Source organism: Acinetobacter pullicarnis, assembly GCF_006352475.1.
Taxonomy (GTDB): Bacteria; Pseudomonadota; Gammaproteobacteria; order Pseudomonadales; family Moraxellaceae; genus Acinetobacter; species Acinetobacter pullicarnis.
This window is the reverse complement of the sequence record NZ_VCMZ01000001.1, coordinates 2,659,753-2,681,844: the sequence shown is the minus strand read 5'-3', so window position 1 is coordinate 2,681,844 and position 22,092 is coordinate 2,659,753. Positions and strand designations below refer to the sequence as shown.

Below are 22,092 nucleotides of genomic sequence, written 5' to 3'. Positions count from 1 at the left end.
ATAAAAATATAGAAACATATTTTTACGTAAAGGCAGAATTTAATATGCTACAACCTTTTGTTGTAAAAATATCATTTGTGAGTTGTGGTTCATGAAGCGTCAATATTTAAAAAATGGAATGTTTGCTGCTGTATTTACTTTTGCAGCCCAAGCCCAAGCAGCGGCCCCTGTTGATTTTTCCAACCTCGTTGAGCAAGTGAGCCCTGGCGTGGTGAGTGTCAATGTGGTCAAGAAAATGTCTGAGGATGAGTTGCTACAGCAACAAGTACCAGAAATTTTAAAACGCTTTTTTGGTAATCGCATCATTATTCCAGAACAACGCGCACCACAAGAAAAAACCGCTTATGGCAGTGCATTTTTTATTAGCCAAGATGGTTATTTATTGACGAATCATCATGTGGTTGCAGATGCTTCTAAAGTCACAATTTTATTAAATGATCGCCGTGAAATTGATGCCACTGTGGTGGGAAGTGATGCCCGTACGGATGTGGCTTTACTGAAAGTTGATGGCAAAAATTTTCCAGCACTGGGTGTCGGCAATGTTGATCAGCTCAAAGTGGGACAGCCTGTATTAGCGATTGGTTCACCGTTTGGATTTGATTATTCAGCTTCAGCGGGGATTGTCAGTGCCAAGTCTAGAAATATGAATGCAGAAACCGCAGTGCCATTTATTCAAACCGATGCAGCCTTAAATCCGGGCAACTCTGGCGGGCCTTTGTTTAACCAACAAGGTCAAGTGATTGGGGTGAACTCGCGGATCTTTAGTGGGACGGGCGGTTATATGGGACTGTCTTTCTCGATTCCGATTGACGTTGCAATGGACATTGCGGATCAGTTGAAAAAGAACGGTAAAGTAACCCGTGCGTATTTGGGCGTTGCCTTACAAGATATTGATCGTAATTTAGCCGAAGCTTATAAATTACCAAAACCAGAAGGCTCACTGGTCACCAGCGTTGCACCGAATTCACCAGCCGAAAAAGCGGGTTTGAAAGCGGGTGATGTGATTATGAAATACAACAATTCATCTATTTCTAGAACTTCTGATTTAATGAATTTCCTAAATCGTACCACGCCAAACCAAAGCATTCAGCTTGAAATATTACGTGATGATAAACCACGCGTGATTACCGCAGTTTTGGCAACCTCTCCAGATGATACGCCGGCCAAAGGTGGTGACGGTACTGGGAATGTCACTGTTAAAAAAGGTCCAGTGCTTGGCGTTGCAATTCGGGCTTTAAGTGAAACAGAAAAAGCAGGTTTAGGACTTGCAGGCGGGGTGCTGATTAAAGATGTAACACGTGGTGGCTTGGCAGCACAATCAAAAATTATGGCTGGCGATGTGATTACTGAAATCAACGGTAAAAAAATCTTAAGCCCAGAAGATTTTATTGGGGTTGTCGAAGACTTACGGAAGAAAACGGTGGCACGCGTGGCAATCGTACGTGGAGGTCAACCGGGGATGATTGGATTGCGTATCGAATAAGAATACTATTTGATCAATCACTCAAATAACTCACGGTTTGAATTAAGCAAAGCCCCGAAATCGGGGCTTTTTTTATGCAATATCTCGATCATGCGCTTTCGATTTGAACAGTTAATATTATAAATAGACTATTGTTTATCATAAATAAATTATAACAAGTAGAATACTACACTTTAATGCATTGAAAGCTTTGTAAGTCACAATCATGGATGTGCTGCTTTCAAAAAATACCGTTTTAATTTCTTGAGATTTTTTATGAGTTGGGATCAACGAAGAATAATTTTTTTATTGAGCTTTATGCTGTGCAATGTACCTGCTTATGCAAAGCCACAGCCGAATGCCGTTGCTCAAGTAAATACGACAGAGTGGAGCTTAGAGCAAATTAATAGTGCCAGTTGGTATGAAAACATTGGTCGTGGGCAGTTTCCAGTGTATGCCAAAGCACAGGTGATGTTGAACAATGCGCATGCTTCGCCAGGTGCCATTGATGCCACCAGTGGTAAAAACTTTTTAAAAGCCATTTCAGCCTATCAGCAAATGCACGGGTTTGCGGCAACGGGTGAGTTGACTCAGCAGACCTGGAATCATTTACTTTCCAAACAAAGCAAACCTGCATTTGGCTATTATCAAATTACGGCTGAAGATCTGAAGGGGCCTTATGCCAATAGCATTCCACGGAACTATGCAGAACAAGCCAAAATGAAAGGCCTGTATTACACCCGTGTCAGTGAAATGTTGGGAGAAAAGTTTCATATTGATGAAGCATTTTTACGTCAGCTCAATCCAAAAGCCAAGTTTAATCAGGTAGGAGAGCGTTTATTGGTACCCAATGTGCGCAATGATTTACCCAACGATGTCACACTGATTGTGGCGCATAAAAGCGCCAGACAGCTTTACTTGTTTAACTCAAACAATCAATTGATCGGTTCTTTTCCTGCAACCATTGGGGGATCTGATACGCCTTCGCCTAGTGGCACGCATAGTGTGGTGAAAGTGGCACATAATCCAGTCTATGGCTATTCACCCAAGAACTTTGTACAGGGCAATAATAAAAAGCCGTTGAGCTTGCCACCCGGTCCGAATGGTCCTGTAGGAAATATCTGGATTGCCTTGAGTAAGCCTACTTTTGGCATTCATGGCACACCAAATCCGTCGTTGATTTCGAAAACAGCTTCACATGGCTGTATTCGCTTAACCAATTGGGATGCCAATGACTTAGGCCGTAAAGTACAGTCAGGCGTCGTGGTTAAGTTTTTAGAATAACGCTTTAGAGTTAAAGCTTTGCGCTATTTTAGAAGCGAGAAGCTGCATCAAACAAAAAACCGCCATCAGGCGGTTTTTTGTTTGATTAGCAGGTGCTAGATCATTATTTTTTCTTGCTGTCTAACTGTGGAATTGCAGAACCTTGACCTACTGAAAGTAAGCCAGTGTTGGTGTAGATTGCAAGTTTGGCACGGGTATCAGTAATGTCCAAGTTACGCATGGTTAACTGGCCGATACGATCCATCGGTGTAAAGTCAGAATCACCTTTCTCCATGGTCAAACGCTCTGCTTCATAAGTGAGGTTCGGAGATTCAGTGTTCATGATGGTGTAGTCATTACCACGACGCAATTCAAGTGTAACCACACCAGTAATCGCTTTGGCAACCCAACGTTGTGCAGTTTCACGCAACATCAGCGCTTGTGAATCAAACCAACGACCTTGATACAGTAGGCGACCCAAACGTAGACCATTGATACGATATTGCTCAATGGTGTCTTCGTTATGAATACCAGTGACTAAGCGCTCATAAGCAATGTGCAATAACGCCATGCCTGGTGCTTCGTAGATGCCGCGAGATTTCGCTTCAATGATACGGTTTTCAATTTGATCTGACATACCAAGACCATGACGACCACCAATGCGGTTGGCTTCAAGGATCAATTCGACAGGGTTTTCAAATGTCTGACCATTTAAAGCAACCGGTACGCCTTCTTCAAAACGAATCGTAACTTCTTCGGCAGCAATTTTTACGTCATCTTTCCAGAACGCTACGCCCATGATTGGATCAACAATTTTGATGCCTGCATCGAGGTATTCAAGATCTTTGGCTTCATGGGTTGCACCCAACATATTTGAATCTGTTGAGTAAGCTTTTTCTTTTGACATTTTGTAGTCAAAGCCATTGTCGATCAGGAACTGTGACATTTCTGCACGGCCGCCCAATTCATCGATAAAGGTTTGATCTAACCAAGGTTTATAAATTTTTAGCGCAGGATTGGTGAGCAAACCATAGCGATAGAAACGTTCAATATCATTGCCTTTATAGGTCGAGCCATCGCCCCAGATATTGACATCATCTTCTTTCATTGCGGTAACAAGCATGGTGCCTGTAACAGCACGACCCAACGGTGTGGTATTGAAATACGGCACGCCACCGGTATGAATATGAAATGCACCACATTGAATCGCAGCAATACCTTCAAGCGCCAATTGTAAACGGCAGTCAATCAGACGTGCTTTTACTGCGCCATATTCAGTCGCTTTTTTAGGAATCGCGTCGTAGTCGTCTTCATCCGGTTGGCCTAAGTTTGCGGTATAGGCATAAGGCTCAGCCCCTTTTTGTTTCATCCACAATAAAGCAGCTGAAGTATCTAGACCACCAGAGAAGGCAATCCCGACTTTTTTGCCCACTGGTACATGCTGCAAGATGGTTGCATTATCAGTCATTACAGTTCCTAACATGATGATTTAGGCATCAACCATGCGATGCCTTGGAAATTTTTTATGGGGCAGATTGTAGCACTTTTCATAAAGGTTGTTTTCGATAAACCTAAAATCCCTGAAAAAATGCATAAAAGTGCTAAACCAAGATTAATTTTATGCGTCAAAGTAGGTAATAACAAATTAAAAAATGACTTAAGCAAGCATGTCGCATACTCCAAGTATCATGTATTCCCTTTTGCAAGATTTATTACTTTTACATTGATAAACAAGGTTCAAAGATCTGACATCACATAGTCATCTGCGAGACAACAGGTTATGATATTGCGATCCAAATTTAGAGATGGTTTATGAATATTGTCGCTGATGAAAACCTGGCATTGACGGAATACTTCTTTGCAGATTTTGGCCCGATTCATCATATGGCAGGTCGCCATCTCGGTCATGCAGATATTCAGGATGCCGAAGTGCTGCTGGTGCGTTCTGTCACCCAAGTCAATGCTGCATTATTAGAGAACAGTCAACTTAAGTTTGTGGGCAGTGCCACCATCGGTACTGATCACCTTGATCAAACTGCTTTGGCACAACAGCAGATTGCGTGGTCAAATGCTCCCGGTTGTAATGCACAAGCGGTTGCTGAATATGTCATCACTGCAATTTTATCTGTACATCCCACGGCTTTAGCACAAAAAGATTTTTGCTTGGGTATTGTTGGCTTAGGCAATGTGGGGACGCGTCTAGCCAAGCTTGCTCAGCGTTTGGGTTGGAAGGTATTGGCCTATGATCCACACGTACAGTTGGCTGATGTTGAACAGGTAGAACTCAATCAATTACTGAGCACGGCAGATGCGGTGTCTTTACATGTGCCGTTGATTAAAGTGGGGGATTATCCGACGCAGCATTTAATCAATACAGCTGCATTGGCATTACTGAAGCCACAGGCAATTTTGATTAATTCTTCACGTGGTCCAGTGGTTGAAGAGGCTGCACTGATTGCAGATATTCAGCAGACAGGTCGTGCCGTGGTACTCGATGTGTTTGAACATGAGCCACAGATTTCAGCGCAATTGCTCAATTTACTACGTTTGGCAACCCCACATATTGCAGGCTACAGCTTAGAAGGCAAAGCACGTGGCACACAAATGATTTATGAAGCATTTTGCCAAAGCATTGCCGTCCCTGCGAATAAAAAAATTGAAGATCAATTGCCTGCTGCAACACCATATTTCACAGCAGAACAAAGCTTAGAACAGGTATTGAAACAGCACTTGGTCGAGATCTATGATATTGCGCGAGACGATGCGCAATTACGTGCCTGCTTAAAAGATGGTGTTGTCGATCAGGCGGCCTTTGACCGTTTGCGTAAAGACTATCCCTTACGCCGCGAATGGTCAGCACATGGCGGAGCAAATGTATGAGTCTAGATCAACAGTATGCAAATAGTACAGAACATGGCTTTCAACCGACCTGTGATCTGGCGGCGTTAAAAGCCCGCGCAAAGCTCTATACCCAAATTCGTCAGTTCTTTGCTGCACGTGAGGTACTTGAAGTAGAAACACCTGTTGTTTCACAAGCAGCAGTCACCGATGTGCATTTGGCTTCAATTACAGTCAAACGGCATCTGGGCGGACAGGCATATACGCATTATTTACAGACCTCCCCCGAATTCCCAATGAAGCGTTTATTGGCCAGTGGCAGTGGGCCAATCTATCAGATTTGTAAGGTATTTCGAGATGATGAGCACGGCCGTAAACACAATAGTGAATTTACCATGTTGGAATGGTATCGCCCCGGTCTGAGCTTACAAGGCTTGATGCATGAAGTGGCTGATTTACTCAACCTGGTCTTGGCTGAGCGACTTGGTGAAGTCCGCCCGATGATTTTGAGCTATAAAGAAGCCTTTATTCAACGACTAGATATCAATCCCTTACAGGCGAGTCTGGCTGAGCTCAAGCAGAGTGCGTGCCGTGTTGGTCTCGATCTGGACTTGGGGGATGATCGTTTGGGCTATATCGATTTACTGTTTTCACATATGGTTGAGCCAAGTTTAGGTTTTGATACCCCAGTTTTCCTCACCGATTTTCCACCAGAGATGGCATCTTTGGCCAAGGTTAAATTGGATGAAGATGGTGAACAGGTCGCTGCACGTTTTGAGTTGTATATTGAAGGCTTAGAATTGGCAAATGCCTATGATGAACTCATCGATGCTGATGTTTTAGCAGGTCGCTTTGCCGCAGACAATGCTGAACGCGCTGCACGTGGCTTAACGGAAATGCCAGTTGATCATTATCTGTTGGCAGCCTTGCCACATATGAGCGAATGCAGCGGAATCGCATTGGGTATTGATCGTTTATTGATGGTGATCCAAAAGCAAATGCAACTGGCAAAAGTAATTAGCTTTCCCGCAGATATCGCTTAGTAGTCGTTGCATCGCGAAGCAGTGGAACGAAATTAGTGATTACCCTCTCTTTTTAGGAGAGGGCTCGGGAGAGGTAACGTCGTTAAGGCGATGGATACTCAGCTTGCTTGCGCAATGCTGCAATCGCTTCAATACGTTTACTAATCAAGAGTTCACCAATATCTGGCCCTTTGACATGCACGGCTAAGCTACTGGCTTTAATTTCTCGAACAGTATGCATGGCTGCACGCAAGAAATCGGCTTGTGGATATTCTCGATTTTCCAAGCCAAGTCTGCCTTTGGCATCACATTCGCAGGCTTGAATAAAGGCCTCAACTCGCTCAGGACGACGCAATACATCGAGGCGTTGTAATAAGCGCCAAATTGTTCCTGCTTTGAGATGAAAAATTTGATGTGTTTTCAAATGCTCTTTGCATACCGCAATCGCCAATTGCTTGGTATTGGTCGGTACTTTTAAGCGCTCACTCAGCAGTGTAACTGGTGCGACACCACGTTCTTCATGCATGATGTGCCGTGGTAATTCAGCTTTGGGGGTGAGGGCTTTGCCAAGATCATGCAACAGTACCGCAAAACGCACATCTAGACTGTAGTTGGCGCGGCAGGCTTGTTGTAATGACATGAGGGTGTGGATACCACAGTCAACTTCAGGATGATATTCAGGGCGTTGTGGAATGCCAAACAGTGCATCAATTTCAGGGAACAGCACCTTTAAGGCACCGCATTGACGCAAGGTTTCAAAATAAATCTCAGCATGTGGTTCCATCAAGGCACGTGAAGTCTCTTTCCACACACGTTCAGAGGTGAGAGCATTCAATTCACCCGATGCCGCGAGTTGTTGCATCAGCAGAATGGTTTCATCAGCGACTTTAAAACCATAGCTGTGATAACGTGCAGCAAAGCGCGCGATGCGCAGTACACGCAATGGATCTTCAACAAAAGCATGTGAAACATGCCTTAATATTTTATTGTCTAAATCGGCTTGCCCATGATAGGGGTCATAAATTTTCCCCTGTTCATCCATCGCAATGGCATTAATGGTGAGATCACGACGGATCAGGTCTTGTTCTAGACTCACATCAATATCGGTGAAAAACTCAAAGCCATGGTAGCCTTGGCCCGATTTACGCTCTGTACGTGCAAGCGCATATTCTTCTTTACTGATCGGGTGTAAAAACACAGGGAAATCTTTCCCAACGGGTTGGTAGCCAAGTGCAATAAGTTGCGCTGGCGTCGCACCAACCACGACATAATCTTTTTCGTGATAGGGGTGTCCGAGCAAATGATCGCGGACGGCACCACCGACTAAATAAACTTGCATGAAAAAACCTCTATTCTTCGAGCCATAATGCAACAGAATAGAGGTTTTCTCAAGTTTGAAACTTCAGCGTGAAGCTAGACCAAGGGGTTTAGGCTTCTGATTGCTGAATTTCTGCAACGGTTAACGCTGTCATATTGACCAAACGGCGTGTTGTTGCGGTTGGTGTCAAGATGTGTACTGGTTTGGCAGCACCCAATAAAATTGGGCCAATGGTCACGTTATTGCCTGAGGTTGCTTTCAGCAAGTTAAACGAAATATTCGCTGCATCAAGGTTTGGCATAATCAAGAGATTTGCTGAACCTTTGTAACGTGAATTCGGGAAAGCAAATTGACGGATACTTTCGTCCAGTGCTGCATCCCCATGCATTTCACCTTCGACTTCAAGTTCAGGTGCAATGTTGCTTAAGATTTCATAAACCTTACGCATTTTTTGTGCACTTTGATCTGTTGAATCTGAACCAAAACTTGAGTGTGAAAGTAAGGCAATACGTGGGGTCATCCCAAAGCGACGCACTTCTTCAGCAGCCAAAATAGTCATTTCAGCCAATTGTTCAGCCGTTGGATTGACGTTGACGTAGGTATCGGCAATAAACAGATTACGATCTTCAAGCATCAAGGCATTTAAGGTAAAGAAGTTGGTCATACCTTCTTTTAAGCCAATGATGTTACGAACAAAGTCTAAATGAATATTGTAGCTTGAGTAGGTACCACACAGCATACCGTCAGCTTGACCAAACTTCACCAGCATCGCAGCAATTAGGGTAGAGCGACGACGTGACTCACGTTGTGCGTATTCAACCGTAACGCCTTTGCGTTGCATGATTTGGTAATAGTCTTCCCAGAATTTTTCGTATTGTGGATTTTTCTCTTGATCCACAATCTCAATATTCACCCCATTTTCCAAGCGCAAACCAAGTTTTTTGATGTTGGCTTCAATGACTGCAGTACGACCGACCAAGACTGGCATAGCCAAGCCTTCATCAGCTGCAATTTGCGCAGCACGAAGTACACGCTGATCTTCACCTTCAGCATAAGCAATACGTTTCGGTGCTGTTTTTGCTTGAGCAAAGATTGGTTTCATCATAAATGCTGAGTTATAGACAAACTCAGACAAACGTTGATGATAGATTGCAAAGTCTTGGATTGGACGTGTTGCAACGCCAGATTCCATTGCTGCTTTAGCAATTGCAGGCGCAATTTCTAAGATTAAGCGTTGATCCAATGGGCGCGGAATAATGTAGTCACGACCAAAAGATGCTGATTTCTCACCATAAGTTGCTGCATCTGCTTCAATGTGTGCCATACGTGCAATGGCATGTACGCATGCAATTTTCATTTCTTCGTTAATGGTTGTTGCACCAACATCAAGTGCACCACGGAAGATATATGGGAAACATAAAGCATTGTTGACTTGGTTTGGATAATCAGAGCGGCCAGTTGCCATGATCACGTCTGGACGTACTTCATGTGCATGTTCAGGGAGAATCTCTGGATCTGGGTTCGCAAGCGCAAAGATGATTGGATCAGCTGCCATTACTTTAACCATTTCTTTGGTTAAAATGCCTGCCGCAGAAAGTCCTAAGAACATATCTGCACCCGCCATCACTTCATGCAATTGGGTTGCGCTAATATCTTGAACATAACGTTTTTTCGACTCATCCAAGCCTTCACGCTGGGTGGTGATTAAGCCACGTGAGTCAGCAACGATAATATTTTCTTTTTGTACGCCTAAAGCGCAAAGTAAGTTAAGACAAGACAGGGCGGCTGCACCTGCACCTGAAGCAACAACTTTAATATCTTCGATTTTTTTACCATTGAGTTGCAAAGCATTGAGTAATGCAGAACCCACGATAATTGATGTTCCATGTTGGTCATCATGGAACACCGGAATGTTCATACGTTCACGTAATTTACTTTCAATGTAGAAACATTCAGGCGCTTTAATATCTTCGAGGTTAATACCACCAAAGGTTGGTTCGAGTGCAGCAATGATATCGACAATTTTGTCTGGATCATTTTCAGCAATCTCAATGTCAAAAACATCAACACCGGCAAACTTTTTAAAGAGTACGCCTTTACCTTCCATAACGGGTTTAGACGCGAGCGGTCCGATATTTCCCAATCCTAAAACGGCTGTACCATTGGTGATAACCGCTACCAAGTTTCCTCGTGCAGTGTAGAGCGCTGCTTTAGAAGGATCTTTTTCAATTTCTAAGCAAGGTGCTGCAACACCAGGTGAATAAGCAAGTGCTAAGTCATGTTGGTTGACCAGTTGCTTGCTTGGGGTGACGCTAATTTTACCTGGCGTAGGAAATTCGTGGTAGTACAAAGCTTGCTGTTTTAATGATTGATCGTCCATTTAAATCTCGATTGTTACATGGGCCAGCGAGGCTGGTCGGTTTGGCTGAATTTGATCAAATATAGCACTTGTTAGGCAATACTGACAGTGCAATATCCGCTTTTCAATATGCTTCAACATATTCAAAATTAGGAAGAAGCCGAGAGCGAAGAACTATACTGATTTAAGTAAGCTGTACTTTCAAGTGCTGAAAGCGGTTTAGAGAAATAATATCCTTGCAGTAAGTTACATTCTTGGGATTTTAAATAATCCACCTGCTCTTGTGTTTCGACACCTTCTGCAATAAGCACCATGCCCATGGCCTTACCCATCGCAATAATGGCATCGACAATCGCGGCATCTCGAGCTGTTCCAATTCGAGAGATAAAGGCGCGATCTATTTTTAAGGTATTGATTGGATATTGACTTAAATAGGCAAGGGAGGAGTAGCCTGTACCAAAATCATCAAGTGAAATGAGAATGTTACGCTGCTTAATCTGATCCATTAAGGCAAGTACATCTTCTGTGCGATCTAATAGCGATGATTCAGTCAGTTCGAGCTCGAGCTGTTCACCCTTAATTTTATACATTGACATCGCTGTATCTAAATCAATTAAGAGTTGTCCACGTTGGATTTGCTGTGCCACAACATTGACAGAAACCCTAATATTATCAAAACCTTGCTCACGCCAGATTTGCAGTTGTTTGCAACTTTCAAAAATCACAAATTGACCAATTTCTGAAATTAAACTGGTGGCTTCAGCAAGTGGGATAAACAGTTCTGGAGAAATCAATCCACGTTGTGGGTGCTGCCAGCGAACCAAGGCTTCAAAGCCGAGTATCTTACTGGTTTTTGCACAAACTTGCGGTTGATAGTGAACTGTCAGTTGTTGCTTTTTAATCGCATGCTGTAAATCATGTTTTAGCATGATACTGTCATCAAGCAGAGCTGTTGTTTCTTTATTATAAAAACAAATAGTGTTACCACCTAAGCGTTTGGCATCGGCCAAAGCCAGCTCTGCATGACTCATAACGTTATCGAGTTGCCGATCATGTTCAAGATAAGTTGCGACCCCAATAGAGATTGAAACATTTTGTTCTTGTCCTAAAATCTGAAAAGGCTGCTGAAACTCTTGCAAGATTGTTTGTGCCAATTGATGAATAGAGATCGTTTGATTGGGCATATTATAAATAATCGCAAAATCATCGTTATTGAGATAAGCAATAAGTTGTGCACTTGAACAGCAGCTTTCTAGACGACGCGCGACCATTTTAAGTAAGACATCACCTGCATTATTGTTGAGTATTTCATTAAACAATCTAAAACGATCGATATTGACTCGAATAATCGAGAAATTTTTTAAAGAAATATTACTATGCGCGAAATGATGCAGTTTTAAATTAAAATAAAAACGATTAGGCAGTGCGGTTAATAAGTCATAATTTTCTAAGTATAAGACACGCTGCTCTTGTTTTTTACGATAGGTTAAGTCAGTTGAAATTCCGATATAGTTAATGATTTTATTTTGATCGTCCATGATGGCATTGATTTTTACCAAAAGGCTTAATTTTTTCCCATTCACCAAATCGAGCTGAACTTCAGATTCGTAATAACCTGTTAAAAGAATCTGTTGCTGAATAGTATTGTGCAGTCTGATTATCTCAGCACGATGAGAAATGGTCAGGTCAAATAAATATCTGCCAAATAACTCTTGATGAGTAGAGCCAACCAGTTCTTCAAAAAAAGGATTCACATTGACATAGCAAAATCTTTGGTCGAGGACAAAAATACCTTCAACCACATGGTCGAATACTTTTGCTGCAAGTCGAAGTTGTTCTTGTGCTTTTTTCTCATGATGAATATCACGGAAAATGCCAACCATTTTTAAGGGGTGATTTGTGAGTGCATCACGGGAGACAATTTTGCCAATGTCCTGAATCCAAAACCATTCCTGATTACGCTTGATACGGTAGTTGGCTTCAAAGCGTTCGCTTTTTCCACGGAGATGCTGGCGTAAACGGTATTTATAAACATCTAAATCGTCAGGATGAACAATGAGTTCTATATCCGCTTTCTGATTATTAAAAAAATCAAATTCTGATTCAAGCATTGCGGTTGAAACTTCGATTTCTCTTTTTTTGATGTCCCAGCTCCAAGAGCTGATCCCTGCCGTTTCATGCGCAAGGCTTAGATTAATTTGTTGACTGCCCAAGCGCTCATTAATACGTTTAATTTCATAACTTCGTTGTTTGGCCTTTTCCTCTAAGAGCTCATTATTATATTGAAGCTTTTTACGAATCTCATTGGATTGTTCTATTTGCGCTCTTAGTTTTATTTGCAACTCATCCGTGTATTGAGAGAGGATTTGACTTTGATGCGCCAGTCTGAGGTTGTTATTATCTAATAAGCTTAAACGCTGATAAAGTTTAGAAGATAAAATCGCAGCAATAAAAATAATCAGCAGCCAAGCATTAATAATAATATTAATGAAGAGTGGATACCTGTCAGGGTAGAAAACATTTGCCAATATAAAAGGCAAGGTCGATGGAATAAAAATGAGCAGGAAGTAGCGTAAGCGTTGGCTCAAATAGCTCAGTGCAATAATATAAATAATGCTAACGGGCACAATAGATAGCATGATTAAACGGAAGGGGCCAACTGCACTATTTTCAATGGGTAAAAAAGCATAAACGAAATAGGTGTTTATGCCTAAACCAATCCCTAAAGCCAAGCAAAGTGATTGGCACCAGACATTGAGGGTACGATGACTGATAACTGCCGGGTTGGATAGACGCCTGCTTATAACAAATCCAACCACGAGGATCGCAATAATAAAGAGATTGGAAATGCTGAGATAGTAGGAGAATTTTTTAAAAAGAGCGTAATAAATAACAATATTATAGGCGCAGAAAAACAAGATCCAAATAAGGAGGGTTCGCATATTTCTAGAAACACGTTTAACTTGTGTTGCATCTACATGCGGAGAGAGCGATTCAGTTTGTTGGTCCATAACTTGTTATTGCACCTATTCCGTTGCCACGAGTGGAATAAATTTTCGAGACTACAATGTAGCATAGAAGAAAAAAAACTTGCGATAACTTCAAAATACGTATGTTCATTAAAAAAATCAATACGTGATTTGTATCACACTATTATCGATTATATTGATGAGTTATACATGATTATGGAGAGCGCAACAACAGGAGCAGTTTCAGTTCTAAGGACGCGCTCACCAATACACCAGTTTTTAAAACCAGAGGCATTGGCTGCTTGTATCTCGATATCACTTAGTCCACCTTCAGGGCCAACTAAAATTGCAATGTCATCACCGATATTTTCTAGCACATTATTTTGTTCAACATTGGGAGCTAAAACCAGCTTGTTTGCGGGAAGTTTGCTTAAAAACCATTCGTTTAAACTTAACGGTGGCAAGACGACAGGAACAATATTCATACCGCATTGCTCACATGCGGCAACGGCAATGGCTTGCCAATGATCAATTTTCTTTTGATCACGATCATATTTTAAGCGCATTTCACAGCGTTCTGAGGTAAGTAATTGGATTTTAGAAACACCCAGCTCGGTGGCTTTCTGAATGGCATAATCCATTCGATCACCTTTGCTCATGACCTGACCGAGTAAACATTGAAAACTGGGAGTACGGTTATCTGGATGATGTGCATCAATTGCGATACGGGCTGTTTTTTTATTCACTTCGATTAAGCGGGCTTGATATTCACCACCTTGCCCATTGAACAAGGTGGCAATATCACCGACTTGCGCTCGTAGTACTTTGACCCAATGATGAAAAACCTGATCTGTCAGTTCAAGTTGTGCATTTAATGCCAAATCAGCTTCAATAAAAAAACGGGCCATAACAATACTCAGACGCAAGGTGGAACAATTAGATTAAACCCAAATCAGATACCAATTGGCGCGTTGGATCGGTCTGGTTCATGGTATAGAAGTGTAAACTTGGTGCGCCACCAGCCAAGAGACGTTCACATAGTTTGTAAACAACCTCATGGCCAAAGGCTTTAATGCTCTGCGCATCATCACCATAGGCTTGTAATTGTTTACGAATCCAACGCGGAACTTCGGCACCCGTACCATCAGCAAAACGAATTAAATTGTTGGCATTGGTGATTGGCATGATGCCTGGTGCCACAGGAATTTCAATCCCCAATTTTTGTATTCGCTCGATAAAATAAAAATAAGCATCTGGATTAAAAAAGAATTGGGTGATTGCCGCATTGGCACCAGCTTGAACTTTTTCTGCAAAATGGCGAATGTCCGCATCAAAATATTCAGCTTGAGGGTGCATTTCAGGATAAGCAGCCACTTCAATTCTGAAATGATCACCTGAATGTTCACGAATAAAGCGAACCAGATCTTGGGCATAAGGCAGCTCGCCTAAGCCAACTTGACCAGAAGGCAAGTCACCACGTAAGGCAACAATACGATCAATCCCTTGTGCTTTATAAATATCTAAAAGTTCGGCAATACGCGTTTTATCATCGCCAATGCATGAAAGGTGTGGTGCAACGGGGGTGCCTTGACCATTAAAATCACGAATAGCAGCCAAAGTGCGTTCGCGCGTCGAACCGCCAGCACCATACGTAATTGAGAAAAACTCAGGGCCTAAAGGCTGTAGCTCTTGATGTACTTGACGTAACTTTTCAGCACCGACATCTGTTTTTGTTGGAAAAAACTCAAATGAAAACGGAATATTTTTTTTCATATTGAAATCCTGTAATGTTCAATTTTGAACAAAGTACCAAGCGAAGGGCAGTGGTTTTCATGTTATGCATTTCGCATGAATAAAATCCACTGCATCCCGCTTGCGTATGGATAACTTAAGTCTAAATCACTGAAGTTATTTGGTACTTAGTATTTATATGTGTCTGCTTTAAATGGACCTTCAACAGCGACACCGAGATAATCGGCTTGGGTTGTGGTCAACTGCGTGAGCACACCACCAAAACCAGAAACCATTGCAGCAGCAACTTCTTCATCCAGTTTTTTCGGTAAAAGTTCAACACGAATCTGAGCTGTTTTTTCTGCTTCTGGAAGATCGGCAAATTTCTCAGCGAACAAATGCATTTGACCTAAAACTTGGTTGGCAAATGAACCATCCATGATGCGAGAAGGGTGACCTGTTGCATTACCTAGGTTCACTAAACGACCTTCTGAAAGTAGAATCAAATAGTCATTTTCATTTTCACTGCGATACACCTGATGTACTTGTGGCTTAACTTCAACCCACTTATAACCACGTAAATAGTTGGTATCAATTTCAGTATCGAAGTGACCGATGTTACATACCACTGCGCCAGCTTTAAGCGTGTCTAGCATTGCAGCATCGCACACGTGGTAGTTGCCCGTTGTCGTGACGATCAAGTCTGTGTTTTCAAGTAAAGCAAGATTAATGTCTTCTTTTTTACCTGTTTGCACGCCATTGTTGTATGGAGAAACGACTTCATAGCCATCCATACACGCTTGCATTGCACAAATTGGATCGATTTCAGTAACGCGTACAATCATGCCTTCTTGGCGTAATGATTGAGCAGAACCTTTACCCACATCGCCATAACCGATGACTAGCGCACGACGGCCAGAAAGTAACATGTCTGTACCACGTTTAATCGCATCATTGAGCGAGTGACGGCAGCCATACTTGTTGTCATTTTTAGATTTAGTGACGGAGTCATTCACGTTAATCGCTGGAACTTTTAGTGAACCATCTTTCCACATTTCAAGAAGACGTTGTACACCAGTGGTGGTTTCTTCTGTGATGCCGTGAATTTCGTTGAGCAATGCAGGATATTTATTGTGAACGAGAGCGGTTAAGTCACCGCCATCATCCAAAATCATGTTGGCATCCCACGGTTTGCCATTGACATTAATTTGTTGCTCTAAGCACCATTCATATTCTGCCTCAGTTTCGCCTTTCCACGCAAAAACTGGAACACCGCTCGCTGCAATTGCCGCAGCTGCATGGTCTTGAGTTGAGAAAATATTACATGAGGTCCAACGTACTTCAGCGCCAAGCTCAACCAAGGTTTCGATCAGTACAGCAGTTTGGATGGTCATGTGGATACAGCCAAGAATTTTTGCACCCGCAAGTGGTTTCTCAGCCGCATAACGATGACGTAAGCCCATCAAGGCTGGCATTTCTGCTTCAGCAAGTTTGATTTCTTTACGGCCGTAATCAGCAAGGTTGATATCGGCAACTTTATAATCTGTAAATGCAGTGTTTACCGCGTTCATCAGGATCTCCTAGAGAAGTAATAGTGTTGATCATTCTGTTCGCGGATGCCGTTGTTGACCAATTGGAACAATTGATCGATCGTCGAGCCTGGCAGTTTCATTTTGCTTAAGCCTTTATATATCGGCTTTAAGCAGATTGAAGCGTCGCAGCACCCCTCGACTAGTGCGCTATTGTACTTGGAAATTGACGCTGTTGAAATGCTATTTCGCGCTTTAAAGCGTGATATGCTCAGGCGCAGTACGGAAATAGCATAGAAGGTCAGTGAGTGAGTGACATTTTTGATTTGCCACTTCAAGTTGAAGCGGCGCATATCGATCAATTGGGACATGTGAATAATGTGGTTTATGTGCAGTGGATGCAGGATGTGGCAAGTGCGCATGTTGCCGCATTGGGACTGGGTATCGAACAGTATTTAGCACTGAAACATGCCATGGTTGCGGTCGAGCATACGGTGCAATATCGAAAAGCCGCAATGTTAGATGATGCGCTGATTCTGCGGACATGGTTGTACGATATCAATGCTTTATATTCTTTCCGCCAATATGCGTTCTATCGTCCAAGTGATCAAAGTGTGTTGTTCACAGGGCAAACCAAGTGGGCATGTATCGAAATTGACACAGGTCGCCCAAAACGGATGTCACCAACGTTTAGTCAAGCTTATCAGCCTGTGGGGGATGCTAGTCAGCCCTTTGATTTTTCAATGTATGCGGTGAGTTGATCCAAATACTATTTAAAAAGCGCTGCGATGTTCCCCAAGGCGTTATATGCAGTTCATGATCATGTTCGAGCAAACTAAAGGTGTTGCCTAATCGCATTTTAAGCTTGTCTATATTGTATTGCTCAACGTCTAGTCCACTGCATTGGGTGGGCCCATCTTCTGCAAAGGTCGACAATATTAAAATGCCTCCCTTCTTTAATGCCTTTTGCATAGTGTGAATATATTGCTGTTGCTGATTATCTGTAATCAAAAAATGAAATACTGCCCGATCATGCCATAGATCAAAATACTGCTGTGGCAAATTGACCGTACAGACATCATCGACTAACCAAGTCGTTTTTGTGCTATCTAAACCTTTTTTAGCAAGACGAGCTTGGGTTTTATTGAGGGCAGTTTGCGATAAATCTAGAACATGCAGGTTTTTATATTCTGCTTCGAGCAGTTGGTTAATTAAGATGGATGCTCCACTGCCAACATCGATAATATTTTGATCTTGTTTTAAGTCTAGGGCTTCAATCTGCTTTAAAGTCTTTTGATCTTTGACTTGGTACCAACTGACTTGATCTTCTTCTTTCGTTTGATAGACATTTTCCCAGTAATCTTTGCTCATGTTGTTTAGCTCCACTTTTCAATGCATTATAGACAAATGAGTCGCCTATTCGAAGGCTAAACAAGATTGTATACGCTGAAGAAAAGCAGCGCACTTCATGCTTAATTGGTTATTGTATTTAAGGCTTAGATTAAGTCGTCAGAAGGAAATATATGCAGAGTTATCATTCATTATCCGCTGAGGTTTACCAATTGGATAAACCTATTGGTTCGAGTTTTGGTGATGTTGAATATTATGCCGCGCGTTTGCAGGGGGTTCAGGGACGTATTTTGGAACCTGCTGTAGGCACGGGACGTATTTTAATTCCGTTATTGCAGCAAGGGTTTGCGGTACAGGGTTTTGATCCATCTGCGGCTATGCTGGATATTTGTCAGCAAAATTTAAAGACATCTGGCTTTGAGTCATCCGTCGTCTTTAACGGGCAGTTAGAAAATTTTCATGCACAGCAACCTTATCAGGCGATTATTATTCCGACAGGTTCTTTTCTGTTACTTGATCAGGATGATAAGGCTGTGTTGGCTTTGCAAAACTGCTATCAAGCTTTGGAAGTCGGTGGGCGTTTGATTTTTGATGTGTTCTTTCAGCATCAATTTAAGCAAGGTGAATCAAAGGTTAAAACTTATAAGACACCGCAAAATGAATTGATTTCATTGACGATGACCTCATCGGAGATTGATTATGTTGAGCAGGTGACAACAACGCATCATCGTTATGATAAATGGAATATCGCAGGTGAGTGCATTGAAAGTGAGCTTGAAGTTTTTAAACTTAAATGGTTTGGCCTTGCTGAGTTAAAACGTTTGTTGCAACAAGTTGGTTTTTCAGAGATTAGTATGTCTTCAGATTATCAATATTTAGCCGCACCGCATAATCATAGTGAAATTATAAGTATTGAGGCATGTAAGCGCTAATATGCGCCTATTACTTTGCTCAGCGCAAGACGATTGAAAATGTTGCGCCTCATGCCAACATAAAATTTAAGTGAAGCAGAGGGAGAGGACAAGTTCTAAACCGTCATCGCCAACTTAACCCAACATATTAAGATCCTGTTGCAGAAACAGCAGCAACTTTGATCTGCTTGGGGAATATGTCAACGAATCGCATCAGTTCTACTGGCTAAAGCCGGTGGAACTGATGCGAACTATATGTGGTCAGTTACTATATTTTTAACGGTTATCTGCTTATACTGTGCGACAAATTGGATATTTATTTTTTTACACGTCATGAGTACTTTTGATCTTGAGTACATGATTGTGTACATATTTTTAGAGTAATTTATGGCAGTGGCTAAAAAATCTGTAGATATCAGGAACATACGTAACTTTTCTATTATTGCGCATATTGACCACGGTAAGTCGACTTTGGCTGACCGCTTTATTCAAATGTGTGGTGGTCTGCAAGCACGTGAAATGCAAGCACAAGTCCTTGACTCAATGGAGCTTGAACGCGAACGTGGTATTACCATTAAAGCCACATCAGTCACCTTGTACTATACCCATCCCAATGGCGAAGAATATCAACTGAACTTCATTGATACGCCAGGGCACGTTGACTTTTCTTATGAAGTATCACGTTCACTTGCAGCTTGTGAAGGCGCATTGTTGGTGGTTGATGCTGCACAAGGTGTTGAAGCACAGTCTGTTGCGAACTGCTATACCGCGATTGAGCAAGGTCTTGAAGTACTTCCGATCCTCAATAAAATTGATTTACCGCAAGCAGAACCTGAGCGCGTGATTCATGAAATTGAAGAAATTATTGGCATTGAAGCGACGGATGCACCGACATGTTCGGCGAAAACAGGCTTAGGTGTTGAGGGTGTTCTTGAAACCCTGGTCAATGTGATTCCAGCACCTGAAGGTGATCGTGACGCACCATTACAAGCGTTGATTGTTGACTCTTGGTTTGATAACTATTTAGGCGTGGTTTCTTTGGTTCGGATCAAACAAGGTCGTGTCCGTAAGGGCGACAAAATGTTGATCAAGTCGACTGGCCAAACCCATATTATTACTTCAGTTGGTATTTTTAATCCAAAACACACTGAAACCGGCATGCTTGAAGCGGGTGAAGTTGGTTTTGTGATTGCAGGGATTAAAGATATTTTTGGTGCGCCAGTGGGCGATACCATTACGTTATCTTCTACGCCTGATGTGGAGATTTTACCTGGTTTTAAAAAGGTGAAACCGCAGGTTTATGCAGGTTTATTCCCAATTGATGCCAGTGACTTTGAGCCATTCCGCGAAGCCTTGCACAAACTCCAAATTAATGACTCAGCACTCTTCTTTGAGCCTGAAAGTTCAGATGCGCTTGGCTTTGGTTTCCGTTGTGGCTTCTTGGGCATGTTACACATGGAAATCGTACAAGAGCGTCTTGAGCGCGAGTACGATTTAGACATCATCACTTCAGCACCAACGGTGATTTATGAAGCCGTGATGAAGTCAGGTGTGACCAAGTACATCGACAGTCCGTCAAAAATGCCTGAAGGTTCAACGGTTGAAGATTTGCGTGAACCAATTGCAGAATGTCATATTCTGGTACCACAAGAGTATTTGGGTAATGTCATGACCTTGTGTATTGAGCGTCGTGGTACACAAAAAGAGATGAAATTCTTGGGTAACCAAGTATCACTCAGCTTTGAAATTCCAATGGCTGAAGTGGTGATGGATTTCTTTGACCGTCTTAAGTCATGTTCACGCGGTTTTGCATCACTCGATTATAACTTTGTGCGTTTTGAAAGCTCATCTTTAGTGAAAGTGGATGTGTTAATTAACAGTGAAAAAGTGGATGCTTTGGCGATGATCTGTCACCAGAATGATGCACGTCATCGTGGTATTGCGCTGGTTGAGAAAATGAAAGAATTGATTCCACGTCAAATGTTTGATGTGGCAATTCAAGCCGCGATTGGTGCACAAATCATTGCACGTTCAACCGTAAAAGCAATGCGTAAAAACGTCCTTGCCAAGTGTTATGGTGGTGACGTGTCACGTAAGAAGAAATTACTTTCTAAACAAAAAGAAGGTAAAAAACGCATGAAGCAAGTGGGCAGTGTAGAAATTCCACAAGAGGCGTTTTTAGCCGTTTTACAAGTTGATAAAAAATAAGAGAGCATATGACTTATGGATTTTGATTTTAATTTAATTCTCGTTCCACTGACTTTAGTCTTTTTCTTAATTTGGTTGCTGGATAAGTTGGTCTTTAAGCAACGCAGGACCAAAGGCAAGGGACAAGAAAATGTCATAATCACATGGGCATATGATTTCTGGCCAGTGCTGGCGGTGGTATTGGTGTTGCGTTCATTTTTATTTGAACCCTTCAATATTCCGTCAGATTCGATGGTACCGACCTTAGAAACTGGCGATTATATTTTAGTGAACAAATATCAGTATGGTGTGCGCCTGCCAATTATCAATAAGAAAATTATTGATGTAGGTGAACCACAACGTGGTGAAGTGGCTGTGTTCCGCTATCCAAACAATCCAAAGATTAGTTATATCAAACGGGTGATTGGTGTGCCGGGTGATCATGTGGTTTATGATCAAGGTCAGCTCAGCATTAATGGTGAAAAAGTTAAGCAAGTAGCGGTCACAGATTTCAGTCGTGAAAAAGATATTTTAGATACACCGAAATCGATTTATCACAATGAAACCATCGGCACGCATACGCATTTAACCCGTACCCTTGAAAGTGTCAACCCATTAATTGGGGCTTATCAAAATGCGCGTACCCGAGAAGAATTGCCAGCGGTTGCTAAACTGAATGATCGCTTTGAGCGTTCCCAAGGACAATCGTGGGAAGTGACTGTTCCTGCCGGGCATTACTTTGCCATGGGGGATAACCGTGATCAAAGTTCAGACAGCCGTTTTTGGGGATTTGTACCTGAGCAAAACTTGATTGGTCATGCTGTTTATATTTGGATGCACAAAGAACCAGGCTTCCATTTACCAAGTTTTAGTCGTAATGGGCCGCTCTAGTTTAACTTCACACCAGTAAGTTGTTCGTCCGATTGAGTATGTGGAAAATGCTTTCCCATACTCAATCTTTGTTTGCGCGATACAAAGAGTTTGATTTGGGGCAAGAGCTGTGAGAATGCGGTTTGGGTTTGCAGGATAATGCAGCTTTCGCAACGAAAATCAGTGGGCGTATTGCCAAGTGATTGAAATGAGCATCTCAATTTCCTCCAAATTGAAGTACAATAGGAACCGTTGTAAATAGATCAGGTTTTTTACGTCAGTA

16 protein-coding genes are annotated in these 22,092 nt (G+C 42.2%); 8 read left to right on the top strand and 8 right to left on the bottom strand.

Annotated elements, in window-relative coordinates; all coding sequences use genetic code 11:
* The first annotated feature begins 91 nt into the window (after positions 1-91).
* Together FD716_RS11790 and FD716_RS11785 are read left to right on the top strand one after the other, a co-directional pair.
* Positions 92-1,483, top strand: coding sequence for a Do family serine endopeptidase (locus FD716_RS11790; protein WP_139852520.1), 1,392 nt, complete (start codon positions 92-94; stop codon positions 1,481-1,483).
* Positions 1,484-1,738: 255 nt separating this feature from the next.
* Entirely contained in the window at positions 1,739-2,746 is a 1,008-nt protein-coding gene (locus tag FD716_RS11785) for a L,D-transpeptidase family protein (protein ID WP_139852519.1), read from the top strand.
* A 103-nt stretch (positions 2,747-2,849) separates the two neighbouring features.
* Here the strand turns inward: FD716_RS11785 and argG are convergent, their stop codons facing one another.
* Positions 2,850-4,208, bottom strand: a complete 1,359-nt coding sequence (gene argG / locus FD716_RS11780) for an argininosuccinate synthase (protein WP_171477037.1) — start codon at positions 4,206-4,208, stop codon at positions 2,850-2,852.
* A gap of 329 nt (positions 4,209-4,537) precedes the next feature.
* Between argG and FD716_RS11775 the strand changes: the two genes are divergently transcribed.
* Together FD716_RS11775 and epmA are read left to right on the top strand one after the other, a co-directional pair.
* Positions 4,538-5,605 carry a 4-phosphoerythronate dehydrogenase gene (locus tag FD716_RS11775; protein ID WP_139852517.1) on the top strand — a complete coding sequence of 356 codons (1,068 nt, stop codon included), beginning with the start codon at positions 4,538-4,540 and terminating at the stop codon, positions 5,603-5,605.
* On the top strand, positions 5,602-6,606 hold the full coding sequence (epmA, locus tag FD716_RS11770) for an EF-P lysine aminoacylase EpmA (protein WP_139852516.1): 1,005 nt from the start codon (positions 5,602-5,604) through the stop codon (positions 6,604-6,606). Before FD716_RS11775 ends, epmA begins: the two co-directional genes overlap by 4 nt.
* An 82-nt stretch (positions 6,607-6,688) precedes the next feature.
* Here epmA and FD716_RS11765 read toward each other — a convergent pair whose 3' ends face one another.
* From FD716_RS11765 to ahcY, 6 genes are all read right to left on the bottom strand, one after another.
* Positions 6,689-7,924 (bottom strand): multifunctional CCA addition/repair protein, encoded by a 1,236-nt coding sequence (locus tag FD716_RS11765; protein ID WP_139852515.1) that lies wholly within the window; start codon positions 7,922-7,924, stop codon positions 6,689-6,691.
* A gap of 88 nt (positions 7,925-8,012) precedes the next feature.
* Complete coding sequence (locus tag FD716_RS11760) at positions 8,013-10,283, bottom strand: NADP-dependent malic enzyme (protein ID WP_139852514.1); 2,271 nt, start codon at positions 10,281-10,283, stop codon at positions 8,013-8,015.
* Between the two features lie 128 nt (positions 10,284-10,411).
* Positions 10,412-13,273 (bottom strand): EAL domain-containing protein, encoded by a 2,862-nt coding sequence (locus tag FD716_RS11755; RefSeq protein WP_139852513.1) that lies wholly within the window; start codon positions 13,271-13,273, stop codon positions 10,412-10,414.
* A 149-nt stretch (positions 13,274-13,422) separates the two neighbouring features.
* On the bottom strand, positions 13,423-14,139 hold the full coding sequence (locus FD716_RS11750) for a 16S rRNA (uracil(1498)-N(3))-methyltransferase (RefSeq protein WP_139852512.1): 717 nt from the start codon (positions 14,137-14,139) through the stop codon (positions 13,423-13,425).
* Between the two features lie 28 nt (positions 14,140-14,167).
* A complete protein-coding gene (gene metF, locus FD716_RS11745; protein ID WP_139852511.1) occupies positions 14,168-15,004 on the bottom strand; it encodes a methylenetetrahydrofolate reductase [NAD(P)H] in 837 nt (278 codons plus the stop codon).
* A gap of 146 nt (positions 15,005-15,150) precedes the next feature.
* Positions 15,151-16,533: an adenosylhomocysteinase gene (ahcY, locus tag FD716_RS11740; RefSeq protein ID WP_139852510.1), complete on the bottom strand. Its 1,383-nt coding sequence runs from the start codon at positions 16,531-16,533 to the stop codon at positions 15,151-15,153.
* A 266-nt stretch (positions 16,534-16,799) separates the two neighbouring features.
* On the opposite strand from ahcY, the gene FD716_RS11735 reads away from it, so the two are divergent.
* Positions 16,800-17,252 carry an acyl-CoA thioesterase gene (locus tag FD716_RS11735; RefSeq protein ID WP_139852509.1) on the top strand — a complete coding sequence of 151 codons (453 nt, stop codon included), beginning with the start codon at positions 16,800-16,802 and terminating at the stop codon, positions 17,250-17,252.
* Here the strand turns inward: FD716_RS11735 and FD716_RS11730 are convergent.
* Positions 17,212-17,862 (bottom strand): class I SAM-dependent methyltransferase, encoded by a 651-nt coding sequence (locus FD716_RS11730; protein WP_139852508.1) that lies wholly within the window; start codon positions 17,860-17,862, stop codon positions 17,212-17,214. The two genes, FD716_RS11735 and FD716_RS11730, sit on opposite strands and share 41 nt — an antisense overlap.
* Before the next feature lie 152 nt (positions 17,863-18,014).
* On the opposite strand from FD716_RS11730, the gene FD716_RS11725 reads away from it, so the two are divergent.
* The 3 genes from FD716_RS11725 to lepB all read left to right on the top strand — a co-directional run bounded on the left by FD716_RS11725 (position 18,015) and on the right by lepB (position 21,830).
* Positions 18,015-18,773 carry a class I SAM-dependent methyltransferase gene (locus FD716_RS11725; protein ID WP_139852507.1) on the top strand — a complete coding sequence of 253 codons (759 nt, stop codon included), beginning with the start codon at positions 18,015-18,017 and terminating at the stop codon, positions 18,771-18,773.
* A 366-nt stretch (positions 18,774-19,139) separates the two neighbouring features.
* Positions 19,140-20,960, top strand: a complete 1,821-nt coding sequence (gene lepA, locus FD716_RS11720; RefSeq protein ID WP_139852506.1) for a translation elongation factor 4 — start codon at positions 19,140-19,142, stop codon at positions 20,958-20,960.
* 15 nt (positions 20,961-20,975) lie between these two features.
* Positions 20,976-21,830: a signal peptidase I gene (gene lepB / locus FD716_RS11715; protein WP_139852505.1), complete on the top strand. Its 855-nt coding sequence runs from the start codon at positions 20,976-20,978 to the stop codon at positions 21,828-21,830.
* Positions 21,831-22,092 lie beyond the last annotated feature (262 nt).

What these genes read in the sequence shown, in the direction of transcription:
- ahcY (WP_139852510.1), bottom strand. Translation starts at nt 16,533, where the DNA reads ATGAACGCGGTAAACACTGCATTTACAGATTATAAAGTTGCCGATATC.
- epmA (WP_139852516.1), top strand. Translation starts at nt 5,602, where the DNA reads ATGAGTCTAGATCAACAGTATGCAAATAGTACAGAACATGGCTTTCAA.
- FD716_RS11760 (WP_139852514.1), bottom strand. Translation starts at nt 10,283, where the DNA reads ATGGACGATCAATCATTAAAACAGCAAGCTTTGTACTACCACGAATTT.
- argG (WP_171477037.1), bottom strand. Translation starts at nt 4,208, where the DNA reads ATGTTAGGAACTGTAATGACTGATAATGCAACCATCTTGCAGCATGTA.
- FD716_RS11775 (WP_139852517.1), top strand. Translation starts at nt 4,538, where the DNA reads ATGAATATTGTCGCTGATGAAAACCTGGCATTGACGGAATACTTCTTT.
- FD716_RS11730 (WP_139852508.1), bottom strand. Translation starts at nt 17,862, where the DNA reads ATGAGCAAAGATTACTGGGAAAATGTCTATCAAACGAAAGAAGAAGAT.
- FD716_RS11725 (WP_139852507.1), top strand. Translation starts at nt 18,015, where the DNA reads ATGCAGAGTTATCATTCATTATCCGCTGAGGTTTACCAATTGGATAAA.
- lepA (WP_139852506.1), top strand. Translation starts at nt 19,140, where the DNA reads ATGGCAGTGGCTAAAAAATCTGTAGATATCAGGAACATACGTAACTTT.
- FD716_RS11790 (WP_139852520.1), top strand. Translation starts at nt 92, where the DNA reads ATGAAGCGTCAATATTTAAAAAATGGAATGTTTGCTGCTGTATTTACT.
- FD716_RS11755 (WP_139852513.1), bottom strand. Translation starts at nt 13,273, where the DNA reads ATGGACCAACAAACTGAATCGCTCTCTCCGCATGTAGATGCAACACAA.
- metF (WP_139852511.1), bottom strand. Translation starts at nt 15,004, where the DNA reads ATGAAAAAAAATATTCCGTTTTCATTTGAGTTTTTTCCAACAAAAACA.
- FD716_RS11785 (WP_139852519.1), top strand. Translation starts at nt 1,739, where the DNA reads ATGAGTTGGGATCAACGAAGAATAATTTTTTTATTGAGCTTTATGCTG.
- FD716_RS11750 (WP_139852512.1), bottom strand. Translation starts at nt 14,139, where the DNA reads ATGGCCCGTTTTTTTATTGAAGCTGATTTGGCATTAAATGCACAACTT.
- lepB (WP_139852505.1), top strand. Translation starts at nt 20,976, where the DNA reads ATGGATTTTGATTTTAATTTAATTCTCGTTCCACTGACTTTAGTCTTT.
- FD716_RS11765 (WP_139852515.1), bottom strand. Translation starts at nt 7,924, where the DNA reads ATGCAAGTTTATTTAGTCGGTGGTGCCGTCCGCGATCATTTGCTCGGA.